At 40.6% G+C, this 17,494-nt stretch carries 16 protein-coding genes; 7 read left to right on the top strand and 9 right to left on the bottom strand.

All coding sequences use genetic code 11. The features are described from left to right. Positions 1–135: 135 nt before the first annotated feature. Positions 136–1,833, top strand: a complete 1,698-nt coding sequence (locus tag NSQ55_RS03990) for a PucR family transcriptional regulator ligand-binding domain-containing protein (protein WP_339171408.1) — start codon at positions 136–138, stop codon at positions 1,831–1,833. 58 nt (positions 1,834–1,891) lie between these two features. On the opposite strand, the gene NSQ55_RS03985 is transcribed toward NSQ55_RS03990, so the two are convergent. The 7 genes from NSQ55_RS03985 to NSQ55_RS03955 all read right to left on the bottom strand — a co-directional run bounded on the left by NSQ55_RS03985 (position 1,892) and on the right by NSQ55_RS03955 (position 11,224). Then, on the bottom strand, positions 1,892–2,548 hold the full coding sequence (locus tag NSQ55_RS03985; RefSeq protein WP_038574107.1) for a SprT family zinc-dependent metalloprotease: 657 nt from the start codon (positions 2,546–2,548) through the stop codon (positions 1,892–1,894). Positions 2,549–2,628: 80 nt separating this feature from the next. Then, positions 2,629–4,002, bottom strand: coding sequence for a hypothetical protein (locus NSQ55_RS03980; RefSeq protein WP_339171404.1), 1,374 nt, complete (start codon positions 4,000–4,002; stop codon positions 2,629–2,631). Between the two features lie 165 nt (positions 4,003–4,167). Further along, positions 4,168–6,075, bottom strand: a complete 1,908-nt coding sequence (locus NSQ55_RS03975) for a flagellin (protein ID WP_339171401.1) — start codon at positions 6,073–6,075, stop codon at positions 4,168–4,170. A 203-nt stretch (positions 6,076–6,278) separates the two neighbouring features. After that, positions 6,279–6,932, bottom strand: a complete 654-nt coding sequence (bshB2, locus tag NSQ55_RS03970) for a bacillithiol biosynthesis deacetylase BshB2 (protein WP_038574105.1) — start codon at positions 6,930–6,932, stop codon at positions 6,279–6,281. 23 nt (positions 6,933–6,955) lie between these two features. Continuing rightward, the gene (locus tag NSQ55_RS03965; protein WP_076128602.1) at positions 6,956–7,300 is read right to left on the bottom strand and encodes a YojF family protein; all 345 of its coding nucleotides are present in this window, start codon (positions 7,298–7,300) and stop codon (positions 6,956–6,958) included. Positions 7,301–7,533: 233 nt separating this feature from the next. Further along, on the bottom strand, positions 7,534–9,414 hold the full coding sequence (locus NSQ55_RS03960) for a PAS domain S-box protein (protein WP_339171398.1): 1,881 nt from the start codon (positions 9,412–9,414) through the stop codon (positions 7,534–7,536). 112 nt (positions 9,415–9,526) lie between these two features. Continuing rightward, the gene (locus tag NSQ55_RS03955; protein WP_339171395.1) at positions 9,527–11,224 is read right to left on the bottom strand and encodes a hypothetical protein; all 1,698 of its coding nucleotides are present in this window, start codon (positions 11,222–11,224) and stop codon (positions 9,527–9,529) included. Positions 11,225–11,376: 152 nt separating this feature from the next. Here NSQ55_RS03955 and NSQ55_RS03950 point away from each other — a divergent pair, with 152 nt between their 5' ends. Together NSQ55_RS03950 and NSQ55_RS03945 are read left to right on the top strand one after the other, a co-directional pair. Continuing rightward, the gene (locus NSQ55_RS03950; protein WP_248549440.1) at positions 11,377–12,087 is read left to right on the top strand and encodes a hypothetical protein; all 711 of its coding nucleotides are present in this window, start codon (positions 11,377–11,379) and stop codon (positions 12,085–12,087) included. Positions 12,088–12,182: 95 nt separating this feature from the next. Beyond that, positions 12,183–12,788, top strand: coding sequence for a hypothetical protein (locus NSQ55_RS03945; RefSeq protein ID WP_139329906.1), 606 nt, complete (start codon positions 12,183–12,185; stop codon positions 12,786–12,788). A 114-nt stretch (positions 12,789–12,902) separates the two neighbouring features. Here the strand turns inward: NSQ55_RS03945 and NSQ55_RS03940 are convergent, their stop codons facing one another. Further along, positions 12,903–13,352, bottom strand: coding sequence for a VOC family protein (locus tag NSQ55_RS03940; protein ID WP_076128596.1), 450 nt, complete (start codon positions 13,350–13,352; stop codon positions 12,903–12,905). Between the two features lie 99 nt (positions 13,353–13,451). Here NSQ55_RS03940 and NSQ55_RS03935 point away from each other — a divergent pair, with 99 nt between their 5' ends. Continuing rightward, positions 13,452–14,390, top strand: coding sequence for a YafY family protein (locus NSQ55_RS03935; protein WP_339171390.1), 939 nt, complete (start codon positions 13,452–13,454; stop codon positions 14,388–14,390). A gap of 44 nt (positions 14,391–14,434) precedes the next feature. On the opposite strand, the gene NSQ55_RS03930 is transcribed toward NSQ55_RS03935, so the two are convergent. Next, positions 14,435–14,872, bottom strand: coding sequence for an Lrp/AsnC family transcriptional regulator (locus NSQ55_RS03930; protein WP_076185110.1), 438 nt, complete (start codon positions 14,870–14,872; stop codon positions 14,435–14,437). 138 nt (positions 14,873–15,010) lie between these two features. Here NSQ55_RS03930 and NSQ55_RS03925 point away from each other — a divergent pair, with 138 nt between their 5' ends. The 3 genes from NSQ55_RS03925 (at position 15,011) to NSQ55_RS03915 (ending at position 17,492) form a co-directional block, all read left to right on the top strand. After that, a complete protein-coding gene (locus NSQ55_RS03925; RefSeq protein WP_076185111.1) occupies positions 15,011–15,595 on the top strand; it encodes a carbonic anhydrase in 585 nt (194 codons plus the stop codon). A gap of 39 nt (positions 15,596–15,634) precedes the next feature. Beyond that, positions 15,635–16,078 (top strand): cyanase, encoded by a 444-nt coding sequence (cynS, locus tag NSQ55_RS03920; protein WP_076302909.1) that lies wholly within the window; start codon positions 15,635–15,637, stop codon positions 16,076–16,078. 100 nt (positions 16,079–16,178) lie between these two features. Beyond that, on the top strand, positions 16,179–17,492 hold the full coding sequence (locus tag NSQ55_RS03915) for a purine/pyrimidine permease (RefSeq protein WP_339171386.1): 1,314 nt from the start codon (positions 16,179–16,181) through the stop codon (positions 17,490–17,492). The last annotated feature ends 2 nt before the right edge of the window (positions 17,493–17,494 follow it).

The following is a 17,494-nucleotide window of genomic DNA, read 5'->3' as shown; positions in this document are numbered from 1 at the left end:
GTTTAACGGATAAACGTTACCTGACACCCTTATTGTAGTCCTCCGCACACTGGGGGTCATCATACAAGAACACTAAAAACAACAAGTAATCACTATGCACATTGCACAATGGGCGAAGATGAGAGGTGTGAATTGATGCTAACGATAAAAGATATCTTACAAATCAAATCCATCGAAGGCATAAAGATCGTTGCGGGGCATTCTGGCCTAAACAATCAAATCTCCGTAGTTAATATCATCGAGAATCCGGACGTATTTGACTGGCTGACCTCGAACGAGCTGCTTTTATCCACCGGATATATCTTCAAAGACAGCACGGAGCTGCAGAACAAATTCATTCATGAGCTGGTGGAGAATAACTGTGCAGGACTCTGCATCAAAATGAAGCGATATTTCGATGCTATCCCGCAGAATATGATCGAGCTTGCTGATAAGCATGGACTCCCGCTACTGGAGCTCCCTTTTGAATACACCTTGTCCAGAGTCATTGCGATCATTAACGAAAAGACCAACGCGGATTACGATGCAGTGAACCGACGTTCGCTCGACCTTCATAATGCGCTGTTCAAAATCGCACTCGAAGGAGGCGGTATTGAGCAAATATCGGCGGAATTGTCCGACACGATCCACAACCCTGTTCTTATATTAGATAGAGACTGGAACCTACTCTGCTATACAGATCATAAGGATAACCCATCTCCACTTCAGGAATTCCTGCCACTGGTGAAGAACAGGCCTGTTTTTCCACCAGAGTTCACGGTAGCTTTCCCAAAGTATATTACTGAAATCAAAAAATCCATCAAACGCACCTACTATTCTCAGGGACAGCCGTACAAGTGCTGCATTATGCCGGTTTCTGTATCCAGTAACGCTTACGCGTATATCGTCGTTCTGCAAACGGTACGCAAGCTGGTTGAATTTGACTACACCGCGTTAGAGCATGTATCCACGATGCTTGCACTGGACCGGATCAAAGCCAAGGAAATCGAAGAGGTAAAGCATAAAATTAGGCAGGACTTCTTCGACGACTTATTAGCTGGCAATATTACTTCAACAGAAACACTGCATTCCCTATCTGCTATGCATGGGCTTAAAGTTAACTATGCGTATTACTGTACAGTTATCCATATTGAAGCTACACAGCTGGAAAACTACACGGACATGGTTTATAGAAAATACGAAATGGAGCATATGGTCAAAAAATGTGTCAATTTGATCTATGGCTTGTCCAGTAATGCAGGTGGAGAGCTAATCTATTACTATCGCAATCAGCAAATCATCATCTTGATCGGAAAAAATGAAAATAAACCGCCAATTTCCGTAAGCGATACGAAAGCCTTTGCTCAAGAGGTGCTGCAGTTGCTGGCTCAGGAAATGACTAAAAATCATTTTCTCATCGGCATTGGCAGTCAGTATAAGACACTTGCTTCGCTCCATCGAAGCTTCTTCGAGGCCCAAGAAGCTATGCGGCTCATGCAGCGGTTTAATAAAGACAGCCGGAGCATTGCTCACTTCGAGGATTATTCTGTCTATCATTTTTTGGATTCCAATATTAAGCCTACGGAAATGGAGACATTCTTTAACAAAGTTCTGGGAGGCATCCATGAACATGACCAGACGATGAATACGAGATTCATGTCTACCTTGGAGTATTATTTTATGTACAATCAGAATGTAACCGAAGCCGCCAAAGCGATGTTTATTCACCGCAACACCTTTATTTACCGGATTGATAAAATCAAAGATTTGCTAAATATAGATCTGAAAAACTCAGATGAGCTATTCGAGATTCAACTGGCACTTAACCTCTATCGATTGCTGCAAAGGGGTTAAAATAACGAAGGGTATTCCCGGCAACCATTACTCTAGTTGCACTGGAATACCCTTTTTTTCATAACGTCATAGCCCGTCCATATCTTGCTAAATATTCTTCCTTCTCCTTATAATCCGGCATTAGGCTTCCAACCCGTCGCCAAAAGGAGCGATCATGGTTCATATGCAGCAAATGACATAACTCATGGATGATCACATAATCGATAACCTCCACGGGAGCCATGGCCAGACGATAGTTAAAGGTTAGTTTTTTATCGGAGCTGCAGCTTCCCCATTTGGTCCTGGACTCTACAATCTCGATACTCTTAGGTTTTACTCTAAGCTGCGTCTGGTACCTAGTGATCCGCTCTCCTATAAGCTTCTTGCAGCTAGAGAAATAGAACTTTTTCAGCTTTAACTGAAGTTGTTCTTCACTTAGCTCCGCTGTCTCTATAAGCTCATGCAGAGAATAATATTTGCCTAGATACAGGAACTTCCCTTCATCTTCGTAGGCTCTGATCATCTTTGGCGTTTCACGAGCCGCTTCGAGACTTTGCAGCTTCTCCACAATCATTTTGCCATTACGCTCAACCACACTTTTAATCGTCTCTTCAGATGTTTTCTTAGGAACCTTGAGTGTTATGCGCCCTGACGAATCTATATGAATGGAGATTTTTTTTCCGTTTCCATATTGAACATTAAACTCGATCACCTGATTGTCGTAATCAATCTTCATACCCACCATCGTTTCTATAAGATTATTCGCAATAAAAAAGAAGAACGCACCTAGGCGTTCTCCTATTTTAACACGATTCCTCAGTACACCGGATATCCCGCTACAAACATTGCCAAGTACAGTATACTACCCACAACAGATATAACAGTGAGTGCAACATCCTTCGGCTTTTCATTAGTGAGCGCAACGGCTGCAAAAGCTAGCGGAAATGCAACAAGCAAATAACGCGGGGCTGACAGCAGCCAGGTAGCTCCCACTACGAAAGCAAAATACACGATAAAATAAGCAGTGTAGGATGGCCGTAGTTTTCTTGCTCCCATAAACATGATAATTAGTGCTGAGAATATAGCGATTAAATTAGGCAGCCACATGCCGAGAAAAGAACGGCTATCTCCACTTTTAAAGGTGCCCACCGCATATTCCATCTGATATCTTACGGTATCGAAAAAGAGATAGAACTTCTGTGACCAATGCTCCCTCTGGTAAATACTGAACTGAAAAGCATTTCCCGTAACATAGTAGTTGATATAAAGATAAGCCAGCAAACCCATCGATATGATAGCAAGACAGCCAATGGCGGTGGTCAGTTTATGTATAAACGCTTTTTTATCTAGTAATTTATAATTCCCGATAAGTTCCCGTGCAAATTCAATCGCAACCGGTACAATCAACAGCACCCCTGGAGAACGCGTATACGCTGCAAGTGCACCGCATAAACATCCGATTAGCCATTCTTTTTTTCTCACAAAATATAAACACAACAGCGATAAGGCCAGAAATAGAGATTCGGTCATAGGAATAAAGAAAAAGAACGCAGCCGGAAATATAAAAATATACTTTACTACTCGCATAGCACTCTTTCGATGCATGTCTAGTGCGGCAAGCTCATAGGCGACCAAGGCAGCAACAAGCGAGCAAATATTAGAAACGATAAATCCAGCGACGAGATAATTCCCTACGAATACCTGAACTACTTTAATTAGATTTGGAAAAAAAGGAAAAAATACAATATGGTATTTCGGATCTCCCTCCGTCACATACCAATTCTCCGCGATGCCCAAATAATGTGAAGCGTCGATTCCTGATATATGCCAGGTCTCAGCTATTTTGTTAAACAAACCACCGGAATAGCCATTCTGTATGATCAAAAATATATAACCGATAATCATAAGCAAGACCCGACTAGCCACTACCCAGCCGATAATATATAGCCAAGCCTGCTTTCTGTCCCGTGTTTTATTTTCCAGAGTTACTTCAGGTGCTGGATTTGTCAGAACAAAATCTGTCAAAACAGGTATAGTGCGGAGTCCCAATAATACAAAAAGTACGAAACAGGCCACGGAAGCAAGGGTACCCATCATAGTCCAACTAGTGGTTGAGTTCACCCAGAAAATAGCCGTCACCATCACAATGAACATGAAGATGAAGGAAATGATTTTGTCGTGCTTTTTCATTTGAACCTCCAAAGATAAATTCTTACAATAATCTAGTTAAAAAAGGAAAATATTACGCATAGAAATATAATAGTCTCTGGAAATTTTTTTGTAAATCATTTCTTAGATCATCATAGATTCTAAAAAAAGCCTATGCACTGAAATGCATAGACTGTATGTATAGCCCTATTTTAACAACTCTAACACACCTTGAGGCTGTTGATTAGCTTGAGCCAACATCGCTTGTGATGCTTGAGATAAGACATTGTATTTGGTAAGCTTCATCATTTCCTTTGCCATATCCGCATCTCTTATTCGTGATTCAGCTGCTGTTAAGTTTACTTCGTAATTGGTTAGGTTATTATGGATATGTTCTAATGCATTTTGATACGCGCCGTACATTGAACGCCTGGATGAAACGGTATTTATAGCTTTGTCTATTTTCGAAATCGCTAATTCGGCACCTTGTCTAGTTGAAAGATCTATATCCGCAATTCCCAGAGCAGTAGTTCTAGCATCTGTTAATTTAACAGCGAAGTTATTCCCAGAGTTTGCTCCCACCTGAAGATTTACTGTTTTGTAATCATATGTGGTACCAGGGTTTGATCCGTAAGATACATTGAAATTGGTTATCCCAGTTGTAGTTGAAAAAGTGTAACTTCCGTCATCATTACTAATAATGTTATTTAGTCTATCCGTAGAGCCCCCACCATTTAGATTAACATTAGCCAATTCATTACCCTGTGGATCAAAGATGGAAAGACGATAATTATTATCTACTATTCCTCCAACGATGTAATTCCCATCTTTCATTTCTGTAATGCTAGTAAGTTGACTGGAGTTGGAAGTTTCATTTGAGATATTCTTCTCCCACAATACGTTTCCACTACTGTCTAGTTTATAGATTAATCCACTAGTTTTAGTAGAGTCGTTATAAGAACCAACAATTATGGCCCCTCCATCACTGGTTGCGATGGCCTGGTAACCTTCATCATCCCCAGCAGCACCGACTCGTGTGTCCCATAACGGATTTAAGTTACTATCATATTTCACAACCCAGCTTGACTTATCGGTATAAGAACCGTTTAGTTTGAGACTTGATGAACCAATAGCCAAATAACCGCCGTCAGCAGTTTCAATAATAGAATTAAATTCTTCGCTTCCATAGCCAACAGGATTGGATTGTGAAGAACCCACTATCGAGGTGGATTGTTGCACACCACTACTATTAAATTTAGCCATAAGGCCATCCCAATTTTGAATACCGGAACCCGTCCCTGCCACAATAAAGGAACCGTCACTAGTCTCAATTACTTCATTCCCCATAATGGAGTAGACACCAGATACCCCTGTACTCCACTGCTCATTCAAATTCGCATCCCATTTAATTATATTTATCCTTTGATCGGAAATTGCCCCTGCTGAGAAATCATTTCCTAATAAAATATAACCACCATCACTAGATTCCTTAATACTATACACATCCATATTAGGAATTGCTTGTGACCAAACCAGATTACCCATACTATCTAATTTGAAGGGATTATTACCGGGAATTCTTATTCCGACGTAACCTCCATCTGAAGTCTTAGATAAATCTCTGGCAGGTATGTTAGCGGTCCAGTTCGTACTTATATTGCCCTGTACTGGGGTAATATTCGTGTTTACTTCGAGGTCATTATTCAATAAATGAATTCCATTAAATTGAGTGTTATTAGCAATATCATTTATCCCAAGCTTTATCTGCTCAACTTCTTTTTGAATCAATGTTCGATCAAAATTTGTTAAGGTATCATTTGAAGCCTGTATTGCAAGCTCCCGTAGTCTTAGCAGATTAGGATCTTGTATAGTTCCAAGTCCACTCTCAGCAGTCTGAATTAGTGAAATACCATCCTGTGTATTCCTTGCTGCCTGAGACAATCCACGAATCTGTGCTCTCATTTTCTCAGAAATTGCTAATCCTGCAGCATCATCTGCCGCTATATTTATCCGAAGTCCAGAAGATAACCTCTCTAGTGAACTTGTAATAGATTTATTATTTTTATTTAATCTGTTCAAACTATTTAAAGACGTGATGTTGTGACCGATTCGCATTTAATCACCTTTCAATTGTTAGTATCTTCTATATCGGATAGTCCTTAGTAATTTTTTAGGTCAAATTACCCGTGTCTTAAGGCCTCGCCTTAAATTCCCACCGTCCCCCGCTGAAAAGTTGAATATTCACATACAAAAACGGCGATCTATCACCGGTTAAGCACCGACAACAGATCACCGCTAAAATTCTGACTAGATCATTATCATTCAAACGGATAAATCCAGAAATGTTCTGTTCCAAAACGAGCTTGGATCTCTTTATCGTTTAAAGGTTTGCTGCCCAACAGCTCAGCAGCTTGGAATTGGGAACGATGCGCCTGAATGGACGCCATCTTGTGCTTGAGGAAATCTCTCACATCATTGATAACCTTTGGCTCCCCAATCTCTACAATATTATTAGCAAAAGCTATACAGTGAACAGGAGGTCTTTCTTCCTTTGGAAGTCTTGCAACGGTTCGGATCACTGCGGCTCCAGTAGCATCGTGATCAGGATGTACGCTGTACCCTGGATAGAAAGTGATGATCAACGAAGGTTTAAGCTCTTTCAAGAGCGCATCAATCTGCCCATCGAGCAAGACTTGATCTTCGAATTCTATCGTCTTGTCGTGAAAACCAAGCATTCTTAAATCCTGTATGCCAATAGCCTCGCAGGATTCCTCCAGCTCCTTCTTACGTATTTCCGGGAGGGTTACCCGATTCGCAAAGGGCGGGATGCCCATATTTCGGCCCATTTCTCCAAGCGTTAGGCATGCGTAGGTAACTTGGGTCCCATTTTGTATATGTTTGGCAAGGGTACCTGATATACCGAAGGCCTCATCATCCGGATGTGGCAAAATAACAAGAATATGTTTTTCCACAGAACTCTTCATCTCCTCTTCCATTAGAACGGCTCTCGGCTTAATTGTAACGATACGATCAGTTTGCCTTGAGCATCATGTCCAGCCATAATCAATCTGCCTGTCTCACTCTCTTCATAGTGAGTTAGCCCTTCCGAGTAAACCCAGCCCTGCGACATTTTTAAGCCGACCCGATAAGGACCGTTGCCGGAAATCGAACCATGGGAATATCGAATAACAGCATTGGTAATAAAAGTAGCGGCTGGATGCTTCGAACTATCTAAATGGGCAGCGTAGGCTCCCGTTGTCATCTCAAGATGGATATATAGATCCTGATCTTTAAGCAGGTCGATCCTATCTTGTACTTCCGATTGATTGATTAGCTGCAATGTTGCGCCTCCGTCTCTGACTGAATATATACATACAAAAAATAAGATCCATACCTTATAGAAGGACGGATCTGTTATATGATAAGCGGGTCCGTATTTCTTTTCAAAGTATAACGTGCAATGCTATGTAATTCAATGGATAGAGCGATCCCCTCCAAGTGTAACAGTAATGGACTGGCTTTTTACTGTTCACCTGAAGGGGATAATATCACTGAGAGGTTATGCTGTTTATATTAGATCACAAACTGATCTAACATCTTTATGATGACTTCACGCTTTACAGGCTTGCTGATATACTCGTCCATTCCGGCAGCTAGACAATTTTCACGGTCACCCTTCAAAGCATTAGCCGTGACCGCGATGATGGGCGGACATTTCTCTTGATGCTCATCTCTTAACATCTTCATAGCCTCTATACCGTTCATAATGGGCATGTGAAGATCCAATAAAATAAGATCAAAGGGTTCTTTCCGTGCTGCTTCAACCGCATCTATGCCGTTTGTGACGGCGATAACACTGTGACCCATTTTTTCGAGTATTTTGGTCAGCACTAGCGCATTGATAGAGTTGTCTTCAGCAAGTAAAATTCTTGCCTCACGTGCGGTATGAAGCTTGTTAATGTTAGCCTTTTGGCTAGGAATTACCACTGATTTCTTGGGCCTGATTGTGAAGGTAACCGACGTACCGCTCTTGCCGTCACTCTCCGCATAGATCTCACCACCCATCATTTCGACAATTCTGCGGCTGATGGCAAGGCCAAGACCCGTGCCTTCATGTCTCCGCATCATAAAGCTATCCACCTGCTCAAACGGTTCAAAAATATCAGTAAGCCGATCAGGATCAATTCCAATGCCAGTATCGGTTACCGTAAAGGCCAGCAGGAAGGGATCATCCTTTACAAGCCTCACTTTTACCGATATGCTGCCCGCGGGTGTGAATTTCACAGCATTCCCTAGCAGGTTCAAGAACACCTGCTTCAAGCGTTCCTCGTCACCGTAAATAAAGTCAGGAACATCATGATTTATGATGCTGGTGAGCTCCAGATGTTTTTGTTCAGCTTTTATTGCAATAACAGAAAAGCTGTCCTTGAGGCAAGTTCGCAGATCGAATGTATCCTCTTGTAGCTCGCTGCGGCCTGCCTCAATTTTTGAAAGATCAAGAATATCATTGATTATATTGAGCAGGATTCCTCCGCTTTTGCGAATGATTTCTACATATTCACGTTGTTCTTCATTAAGCTCTGTTTCAAGCAGAATATCAGTCATGCCGATCACCCCGTTCATGGGAGTGCGAATTTCATGACTCATCATAGCCAGGAACTCACTTTTAGCTCTATTCGTGGACTCTGCGGCTTCCTTAGCTAGCGACAATTGCCTTTGCTCGGAAATGTCCTTGCATATAAGATAAAATCCGATATTATGATTGTTCACATAAATAGGCGCAATACTGGTGAGCACTTCAACGACTTCGCTGTCCTTAGTGACAAGCTTATTGATATACTGCTCAACTGTATTATCGTAAAGGGCTCTTTCCAGAATGCGCTGGACATTCTCTTCTCCAATCAGACTCGCAAGCTTCATCCCGATCAACTCGGACTCGATGGCATAGCCCGTTATCTTTTCCGCCATACTATTGGTGTTAATGATTCGACCGTCAAGGTCAAAAGAAATGACGGCGTCATGGTTATATTTTTTAAGCGACGTATACCGTTCAACAGACTCCTGAAGGCGTTGCTCGGATTCCTTTTGCTTTGTAATGTTAACGATTTGGCAAATGAAATATGCTGGCTGGTTCGACTCGTCGCTGAAAAGGTGGAGCGTGAGCTGTCCCCAAATATAATCTCCATTTTTTGTGATAAACTGCTTTTCCATCTGCACTTCTGTTTCCTCACCCAAAACTGCTTTTAAATCATGAAGGTTGCCGAAATCCTCGGGGTGAGAAAGGTCTTCTAACCGCATACCCTCAAACTCTTCAGTGGAATAACCAAAAGTCTGCTCAAAGGCCGGGTTTACGGTCAGAATCAAACCATTTGGCGATAAAAGGGCGATCCCAAAGGAGGCGTGATTAATCACCTGTTGGTTGAATTGTTCCTGGTTTAGATTTACGCGATGCATAGCGACCTCCATGGATGATGTGATTTTTGCGTGAAAAAATAGACCTTCTATTTAGAAGGTCCTATTTATAGCTTATAGTCTAATTTACCCACTTTGTTATTAATTGAATCCGTTAATTTAACGGGATCGAATAGAACACTCTGGATCCTTTATTGTTCGTATACCAAATGATTTTGTCTCCATTAATAATAGGACTACACTCTGATAAGGCAAAATGCTTGATCGTTTGGATGTCGCTAGTAGCTTTTCCCGCTCCATCTATAAGAACATATTTCAGATCACCCGGATGATTCTCTTTATCAAACTCCTGCCACAGCACCATCATTTTGTCGTCTGTGATTTTTACTAGCTTAGGGATGGACGCGATCAGGTTCGTGCCTACATATTTAGCCAAGGTAATGTGATTCACCGAAGTACTGCTCAGGTTGGACTTGGGCAACACACTAAGCATGACATCCCTTTGGTCCGTTTCTAAACCCACCATCTCAAAAGATGTATACTCTTTGACTAGGGAATGATCTACCGAATTCATAGCGACTATATAGTTCGCCGGGGACATCTCAAATCCGCCTATAGAAACACCCGTCGCGTTCGCTCCGATTTTGCCGGGAATATTAAATAAGTCCACTTCGTTATAACTGGCTCCGTCTCCTTTATTCAGAACAATCGAACGGGGATAAGCGTCGCCATGATCGACTAGAACATGCGCTGCACCATCAAACAATACATATTGGTCAAAAGAGTGACTGACATGATTCTTCTGGAATCTTCCCAGATCATTGGTCACCGTCATGGATTTAGTATTTACGATAATGGTAAGCTGGGATTGATGATTTAATTTATCTTCTGTCGTGTATCTTGTACGTGAGGTGTGAAATACAAGCGTATCCCCAGCCTCAGCCATACTACCGGAGCCTGAATCAAACGGGCTAACGGTATAGCTCTCCCCACCCTTTATGGAGACACTGTCTACTCTATTGAAGCTTTTATCATAACGGACAATACGAATGACTTCCTTGCTATCATTCTCTTCGCGGTTCTCTTGGCCAAAAGCAATATAGTTATACTTCTCCCCACTAAAGAAGCCACCAAACACCGGAAGCTCAAAAGGAATGCTCTTATTGCCTGTTAGTTCGTACTTCTCACTGTACGTTTCAATCGTAAACTCTTTGTTCGCCTCAATGACACTTACAGTCCCATCCTTATTATTCACAAGATAAGAAGAGGCCGTACTTTTCCATCTAGGAAAATAAGAAGATTCCGCATTACTCTCAGCTACAGCCGCCGTCTTTACCCGGTAAGCATGATCTGGGATTGTGGAGAATAACGATATGCGATCAGACTGAACGTCAAATTCAATATCGAACGGAATTTTACCCGCCAAATCTCTCAACTGGAAATAATTGTTATCATCAATATTGTACGCCGTAATAGACTGCAACTGTCCATTGACCAGCACCTTAGAATTTGAAAGCGTAGCTGCATAATTTCTATTGCGGCTATAATAGTTACTTGTTGTTTTCTTTTCGGGCGTATAAGCTTGTCCAGTTATGATCTCAATCGCATTGTTCGCTTTATTCCAAGTGATATCAAACTGGCTGCTCGTTCCCGAGAAATACTCTGCCAAATCGCGTAGTCTGAAATAATTGTTATTCGATATGTTGAACCCATTTAGGTTCCGCTGTTCTCCATCAAAATATGTACTGCTCTCGGTTACCTTAGCCTTCACCGTACTGCTCGCAAAGGTAGTAGTGCCGAGTGCTGGTGTAACCAGTAATACAATTAGCAAAACACTAAAAATCCTCTTCATCCGTCTTTCCTCCATTTAAACATAATTACAATGGCATGCTTTTGGTAATCACAGTATCCATCTATTAATCTTATCGGTAATCGCGTTTAACTTAATTATGAAAACGGGGTATGGTATATAATGGACATAAATTCAAAATACTGGAGGCGTATATGAGTAGAACAAATTATGGTTACTTACTGATCATTCTAGCCTTAATCCTACTGTTGACAGCTTGTGGACCAGGTCCAAAGTCTGGCAATCGATACGAAAAAGATATTCTGAACACACTCTCCCCAAGATACAACCTACAATTCAAAGTAGTAGAACGGACGGGCGTAACCAACAAAGACGGTTATGAGAAACTAATCTTATCTCCCATTAATGATCCGAACATTAAATTTTTTGCCAGTTCCATTTATGCGAAATCATACTATTCAATTTTTCGTTCGGAACAACATCAGGAAAGTTATCTAGACGGTCTTTTCTTTGCTTATGCCCCTTCATTGTACGCCAGACATTTAAATTTCAAGTTCCCTTCTGACTATTTCAGTGAAACGCTGAAGTATGGGGAGATTTACAAATCTACATACGAGAGGGATGGAACCGCACCATATATCATCGATGGAGTTACCGAAAAAGATTTCATTCCGTTATCCAAGGACTTTTATGAGATTATAAAGGGATTCTATCCGCACAGACCACCTTCTCCGAATTTAGTCAATCAGCTCGGTTCCACCATAGAACTTCCATACAGATTTGAAGGCAGTACAAAGCTGCAATTGATCCGCCACAATTTCGCTTCTGCTGAACCATACGACTCTTATGAAATCTATAGGCAATTTGTTAGCAGTTATGAACAGATGAAAGAAGGGAATGAGTGATGAGAGGCTCTTATAAAATCTCCATTCTGATGATCATTTGCTGTATTCTGTTGACAGGGTGCTTCTCGGGGAGTCACAAGTCAGGAGATAAATATGTGAAGAATGCTCTAGCATATATGAAGGCATACTATTTTATTGATTTTGAATATTCAAGAGTCATAGGAAAAAATGACGATGGATCCGACATTTTGGAGCTCTACCCTAAGCTCAATCCAGACATCAAATTTAACTACCAACAGTACATTATCCAGTATCCTCTTCACAAAACTGATAAATATAACGTTTCTAAGAATTACGAGGAAGTCCTCTGGATTAAAAAATATGCAGATGTCTATCAAAGGATTCTGGGTAAACCCGTGAATACCGATGCTATTTGGGAAGCTTATCAGAAAACAGATTTCACCCAAACTAGCTTTCTCGAGTTCCTGAGAACCACCGATTATGTGATTTCAATTCCACCAAATTCAATCCCAGAGTTCTCCCAAAAGATTTATGCAATGTCTCAAGCGATTGCTGAATTCCCAGAGATCAGCCGCGTGGGAGGAAGGCGCATTGATGAACTGCCTTACCAGTTTGAAAATCAAAAGGATCTCTCACGCGCTTACTTTTTATCGAATGATTTCAGTTTTAATGAAGAAACGACCCTTCAGCAGCTCACTCAGCATTATCAATATATGAAGGACACCGGGGAATTGAAATAATTTATATTCCTCAGATAGCACTCTCAAAAAAAGCCGGCCAAACTCAGGACAATACACCTGAAATTAAGTCGGCTGAATATTAAACTAAGTTTGTTTTAGAAGCAGGAAGCTTTTTTAATGTAATCTTTCATCAAACATGAGTTGGATTTGAATACCAAAGGGATCTTCAATGATACCGTAGGCTTTACTAAACACATTGCTAGATAACGGAGCAATAATTTTCACGCGCTCGTCTGTGATTAAGCTTTTATAAAAACCTTCAATCCCCTCTAAGTCAGCACTTTGAATACATAATGAAGTGTTATTGCCCACTGTATATTTCTCATTCGTATTCATTGTATCTTCTGCTATCATTATTTTTGTTTTTCCGATTAACAGGACAGAGTGAGTAATATAATCCTTATTTTCATCCGTAAGCTGTATGGAGCTGTCACGCTCTGCTAGTTGTTGATAGGTGACACGTAGCAATTCCTCTGCGTTAAAATGTTCTTTGTAAAATTCTATAGCTTCCTTAGCTCTTCCATTCATCGATAAAAAAATAGCTACTTCTAGTGTTGTACTCATAGTATAAATCTCTCCTTTTATATATTTGATATCTGGCCTTAAACTTATTATCCTATATAAAGGTATCAAAACATGACACCTTTATAAGGAGTTTTATATATGAAAAAATCAGAACGATTAAATGACATGATGAGGTACTTAAACAGTCGAGAATTCTTTAATTTAAGTGATCTCATGGATAAATACGCTATTTCAAAAAGTACAGCTCTACGCGATATTAGTTCATTAGAACAATTAGGTATGCCTATTTTCGCGGAACATGGAAGACACGGACGTTATGGACTTTTAAAAAACAGATTGTTATCCCCTATTATTTTCACGATAGATGAAGTCTATGCGCTGTATTTTGCCATGCTGACGTTAGAATCTTATCAATCTACACCCTTTCATCTGAGTGTTAACAAGCTAAACGAAAAGTTCGAGCACTGTCTTTCGAGTACACAAATCAACCAAATTCACAAAATGAAAAAGGTCCTGCAATTCGAAATGTATCAGCATAAGCATGTCAGCCGTTTTTTAGATAAAATCCTAGCAAGTATTCTAAATGAGAGTGCCTGTAACATTGCATATACAAAAGAAAACCAAACAAAAAGCTACCCTGTTCAATTCTTTAGGATTTCCGCTAAGTTTGGTCAATGGTATGCCACTGGAATAGAGCTTACGACGAATACATATAGAGTTTTTAGATGTGATCGAATAACCTTCATTGAAGAAGAGGAAAGCAAAGCTCGTTATTCTATAGAAGAACTTCTTAGTCGTTCATTAGAAATCTATCAGTCTGCGAAAAGTATTGACTTTGAAGTTGAGATTGCGGAACAAGCAAAGGATATTTTTTATAAAGAACATTATCCTTCTATGAAAATAGAAGTTGGTCCGAAAACAGTCATTAAGGGATTCTATAATCCAGGTGAAGAGGATTTCTTGGCTAATTATTTTATGCGATATGGTCATGCTGTTACATCCGTGAAACCTGAAGCCTTAAAACAAATGATTCAGAATAGAATAGAGAATCTCTTACATCATTATCAAAAATTATAAATTGGAAAAAAAAGAGGGGTCTACGCCCCTCTTTTTTGTATGGATTAAGATTTTATTTTTCCGATGGATAGACTCACTCGATAATTCCCATGATTCAAAAGTTGAGCCAGAAATGCCTCAAGCTCCTCATTAGAAGCAAAATGTCCGGTTAATACATAACATCCTTCTCCGCTAATTCGATGCACTTCGGTAATAGCATCCTCTGCCATCACGAACTTCTGAAATAAAGGATGATTGGCTGATTCCACAAAAAATGTAATAAAGGCTGTGATAGACAGACCTAGCTTTGCTTTATTAGTAACGATCGTATATTGCTCGATAACCCCCAAATCTTCTAAACGCCTAATGCGATTTCCGACCGCTTGGCCGGTCATATGTATCTTTTGGCCAATGTCCTTCCACTGAATTCTGGAGTTTTCTCTTAGTAATGCTAGTATCGCAAAATCGATATGATCAAAAATAAAAATCAATCCTTTCGTCATGAAAGCAAATGGACATATAGCGTTTCGCCAACTTATTCAGCATTTAAGCATGAATATCTATACTTAGTTATATCCTGATTCACTAGTTAGTAGCCATTGAAACAGTGATAACTAAAACACTTCAAAGGAGGCCCAAGAATGCTATTACAAGAAATTTTGGAGTATAACGATCAGTTCGTAGAAGACAAGGAGTATCTACCTTATGAGGGAACGAAATTCCCTAAAAAACGCATGATTGTCGTAACATGCATGGATGCTCGACTGATTGAGCTGCTGCCTAAAGCCCTAAACATACACAATGGGGATGCCAAAGTCATCAAAACAGCAGGTGGAACGATTACCCATGCATTTGGAAGCATCATGCGCAGTATCGTAACGGCTGTCTACGAACTGAATGCGGAAGAAATTTATATCATCGGTCACCACAATTGTGGCATGAGTCAAAGCAACCCTGAAGGAACACTTCAAAAAATAATGGATCGCGGAGTCGCGACACCAGAAATTCTTTCTTCACTTGAATATGCAGGTATCGATCTTCATAAATGGTTGTTCGGCTTTACGAATGTCGTAGATTCGATTAGAGGAAACATAGATCTGGTGCGTAATCATCCGCTCATTCCGAAAGAGGTAGCTGTTCATGGTCTGGTGATTGCACCAGACACTGGTAAACTCGATCTGATTGTAAATGGATATGAACAAGTAACAGGCCACGACAAGCACTAAGCGATACTCATTATACTAAACTAAAGGGAGCAATGAAATATGAATAGAAAAGAAGCGACACAACAGATATTGGACGCTAAATTTGCAAAAGGATTAACTTGGGGCGAAATCGCAAAGGTAAGCGAGCATTCAGAGAGCTGGGTTGTAACTGCACTGTTGGGTCAAGCAACAATGACACGTAATGAAGCAGATAAAATGGGGGAATTGCTTGAACTCGACGAACAAGTGGTTCAAGCGCTCGCACAAATCCCACACCGTGGTGATGTCATCGATATGCCGCCTACAGATCCAGGATTGTATCGCCTATACGAAATGCTGCTTGTATACGGTCCAACGATTAGAGAACTTGTTTTAGAGAAGCTTGGCGAAGGTATCATGAGCGCAATCGATTTCCAATTCGACGTACAAAAGCAAGAAGATCCGAACGGTGACCGCATCATTCTGACGATGAACGGAAAGTTTTTGCCATATCGCAAATGGTAATAGATTAATAAGCAAGCCACCTTTTAACGATTTCAAATCGAAAGGTGGCTTTCATTTTCCGTATAGATTGTAAAGTTAACAATAGTAAAGGTGAGTTGATATGGAGAATAAACGCGTTACTAATAGTCTCAGTACTGTACAATGGTTTATTTTTTTGCTAGCCAATGCAGTGGCTCTGCCCATTGTCATTGGAGGTATTTTTCAATTGTCGTTTGAACAAATTTCAACCTTAATGCAGCGGACGTTTTTCGTTGTAGGAATCAGTTCGTTTATTCAGGGGTGCTTCGGACATAAATACCCTATTGCAGATGGACCTGCGGGATCATGGGTAAGTATCTTTGTCATATTAGGCAACTTAGCCTTCATTCAAGGGCAAGATCAGATGCATACATTACAAATTCTAGAAGGAGGATTAATCGTAGCCGGTCTTCTTCTCATCGTATTAGGAACTACAGGGCTAGTTTATAGGCTTCAATTTTTATTTACACCCTTAGTTTCAGGTTCATTTTTGTTCATTCTCTCCTTGCAATTAAGCGGTGTATTAGTCAAGGGCATGCTTGGATTACAGGGAACAAGCGCCGAACCAGATGTTATGGCAGCACTCATATCCTTTTTTATTTTTGGACTTGTTATTTTTCTCTCTATTAAAGGAAGAGGATGGATTAGTAGTTACGCCGTACTGATTGGAATCGGGTTGGGTTCGGGACTATTTGCAGCATTGGGGAAAGTGAGGCTAACATTTACAGCTTCAACTCCCGTCTTGAAGTTCCCTCAAATTTTTGCTTGGGGAGTACCTCAATTCGATCTAGGGATCGTGATTACCTCACTGTTGTTTACGTTTTTGTTAGTATCCAATACAATTTCTTCTATTTCCGCTGTAAAACAAGTAGTTCTGGTTGTACCGAAAGATGAAAAAACAGCATTAAGTCGAGGGATTTGGACGGGAGGGATCTCTCATATACTAGCCGCCCTATTCTCAACGATAGGCGTTGTTCCATTGCCAGCCTCGGCGGGCTTTATGAAATTAACGGGGCAAAAGCGAATTCGGCCATTTCTTATGGCCTGTCTGTTACTAACCGTTATCGCGCTTATGCCGTCCGTTGTCAATGTGCTAGCGTTACTTCCAGCGCCAGTAGCCAGTGCAGCACTTCTAGCTACTTTTGTACAAATCGTAGGGATTGCATTCCAATCCTTGTTGCGGGAACAGCTTGATCATCGCCGATTAACGATACTAGGAATAACGTTGTTGGTGAGCATCGGACTTATGTTTTTGCCTCCAGCGGTATTTCAGAGTCTTCCTTCCACACTTCGATATATTTGCAGTAATGGTCTGCTTGTCGGCACTATACTGGCCATGCTTTTAGAGCAATTGTGGAAGGGTGAAAAGAAAATAAGCCATTATCAAAAAATATAAAG

This window comes from Paenibacillus sp. FSL H7-0943 (assembly GCF_037963265.1).
Lineage (GTDB): Bacteria > Bacillota > Bacilli > Paenibacillales > Paenibacillaceae > Paenibacillus_AQ > Paenibacillus_AQ odorifer.
Note: the sequence above shows the minus strand (reverse complement) of the source record. Positions and strands in the feature narration are given on the sequence as shown.

Excerpts from the sequence above, each read along its gene's own strand:
- NSQ55_RS03990 (WP_339171408.1), top strand. The coding sequence starts at position 136 with ATGCTAACGATAAAAGATATCTTACAAATCAAATCCATCGAAGGCATA.
- NSQ55_RS03985 (WP_038574107.1), bottom strand. The coding sequence starts at position 2,548 with ATGAAGATTGATTACGACAATCAGGTGATCGAGTTTAATGTTCAATAT.
- NSQ55_RS03980 (WP_339171404.1), bottom strand. The coding sequence starts at position 4,002 with ATGAAAAAGCACGACAAAATCATTTCCTTCATCTTCATGTTCATTGTG.
- NSQ55_RS03975 (WP_339171401.1), bottom strand. The coding sequence starts at position 6,075 with ATGCGAATCGGTCACAACATCACGTCTTTAAATAGTTTGAACAGATTA.
- NSQ55_RS03960 (WP_339171398.1), bottom strand. The coding sequence starts at position 9,414 with ATGCATCGCGTAAATCTAAACCAGGAACAATTCAACCAACAGGTGATT.
- NSQ55_RS03955 (WP_339171395.1), bottom strand. The coding sequence starts at position 11,224 with ATGAAGAGGATTTTTAGTGTTTTGCTAATTGTATTACTGGTTACACCA.
- NSQ55_RS03950 (WP_248549440.1), top strand. The coding sequence starts at position 11,377 with ATGAGTAGAACAAATTATGGTTACTTACTGATCATTCTAGCCTTAATC.
- NSQ55_RS03940 (WP_076128596.1), bottom strand. The coding sequence starts at position 13,352 with ATGAGTACAACACTAGAAGTAGCTATTTTTTTATCGATGAATGGAAGA.
- NSQ55_RS03935 (WP_339171390.1), top strand. The coding sequence starts at position 13,452 with ATGAAAAAATCAGAACGATTAAATGACATGATGAGGTACTTAAACAGT.
- NSQ55_RS03930 (WP_076185110.1), bottom strand. The coding sequence starts at position 14,872 with ATGACGAAAGGATTGATTTTTATTTTTGATCATATCGATTTTGCGATA.
- NSQ55_RS03925 (WP_076185111.1), top strand. The coding sequence starts at position 15,011 with ATGCTATTACAAGAAATTTTGGAGTATAACGATCAGTTCGTAGAAGAC.
- cynS (WP_076302909.1), top strand. The coding sequence starts at position 15,635 with ATGAATAGAAAAGAAGCGACACAACAGATATTGGACGCTAAATTTGCA.
- NSQ55_RS03915 (WP_339171386.1), top strand. The coding sequence starts at position 16,179 with ATGGAGAATAAACGCGTTACTAATAGTCTCAGTACTGTACAATGGTTT.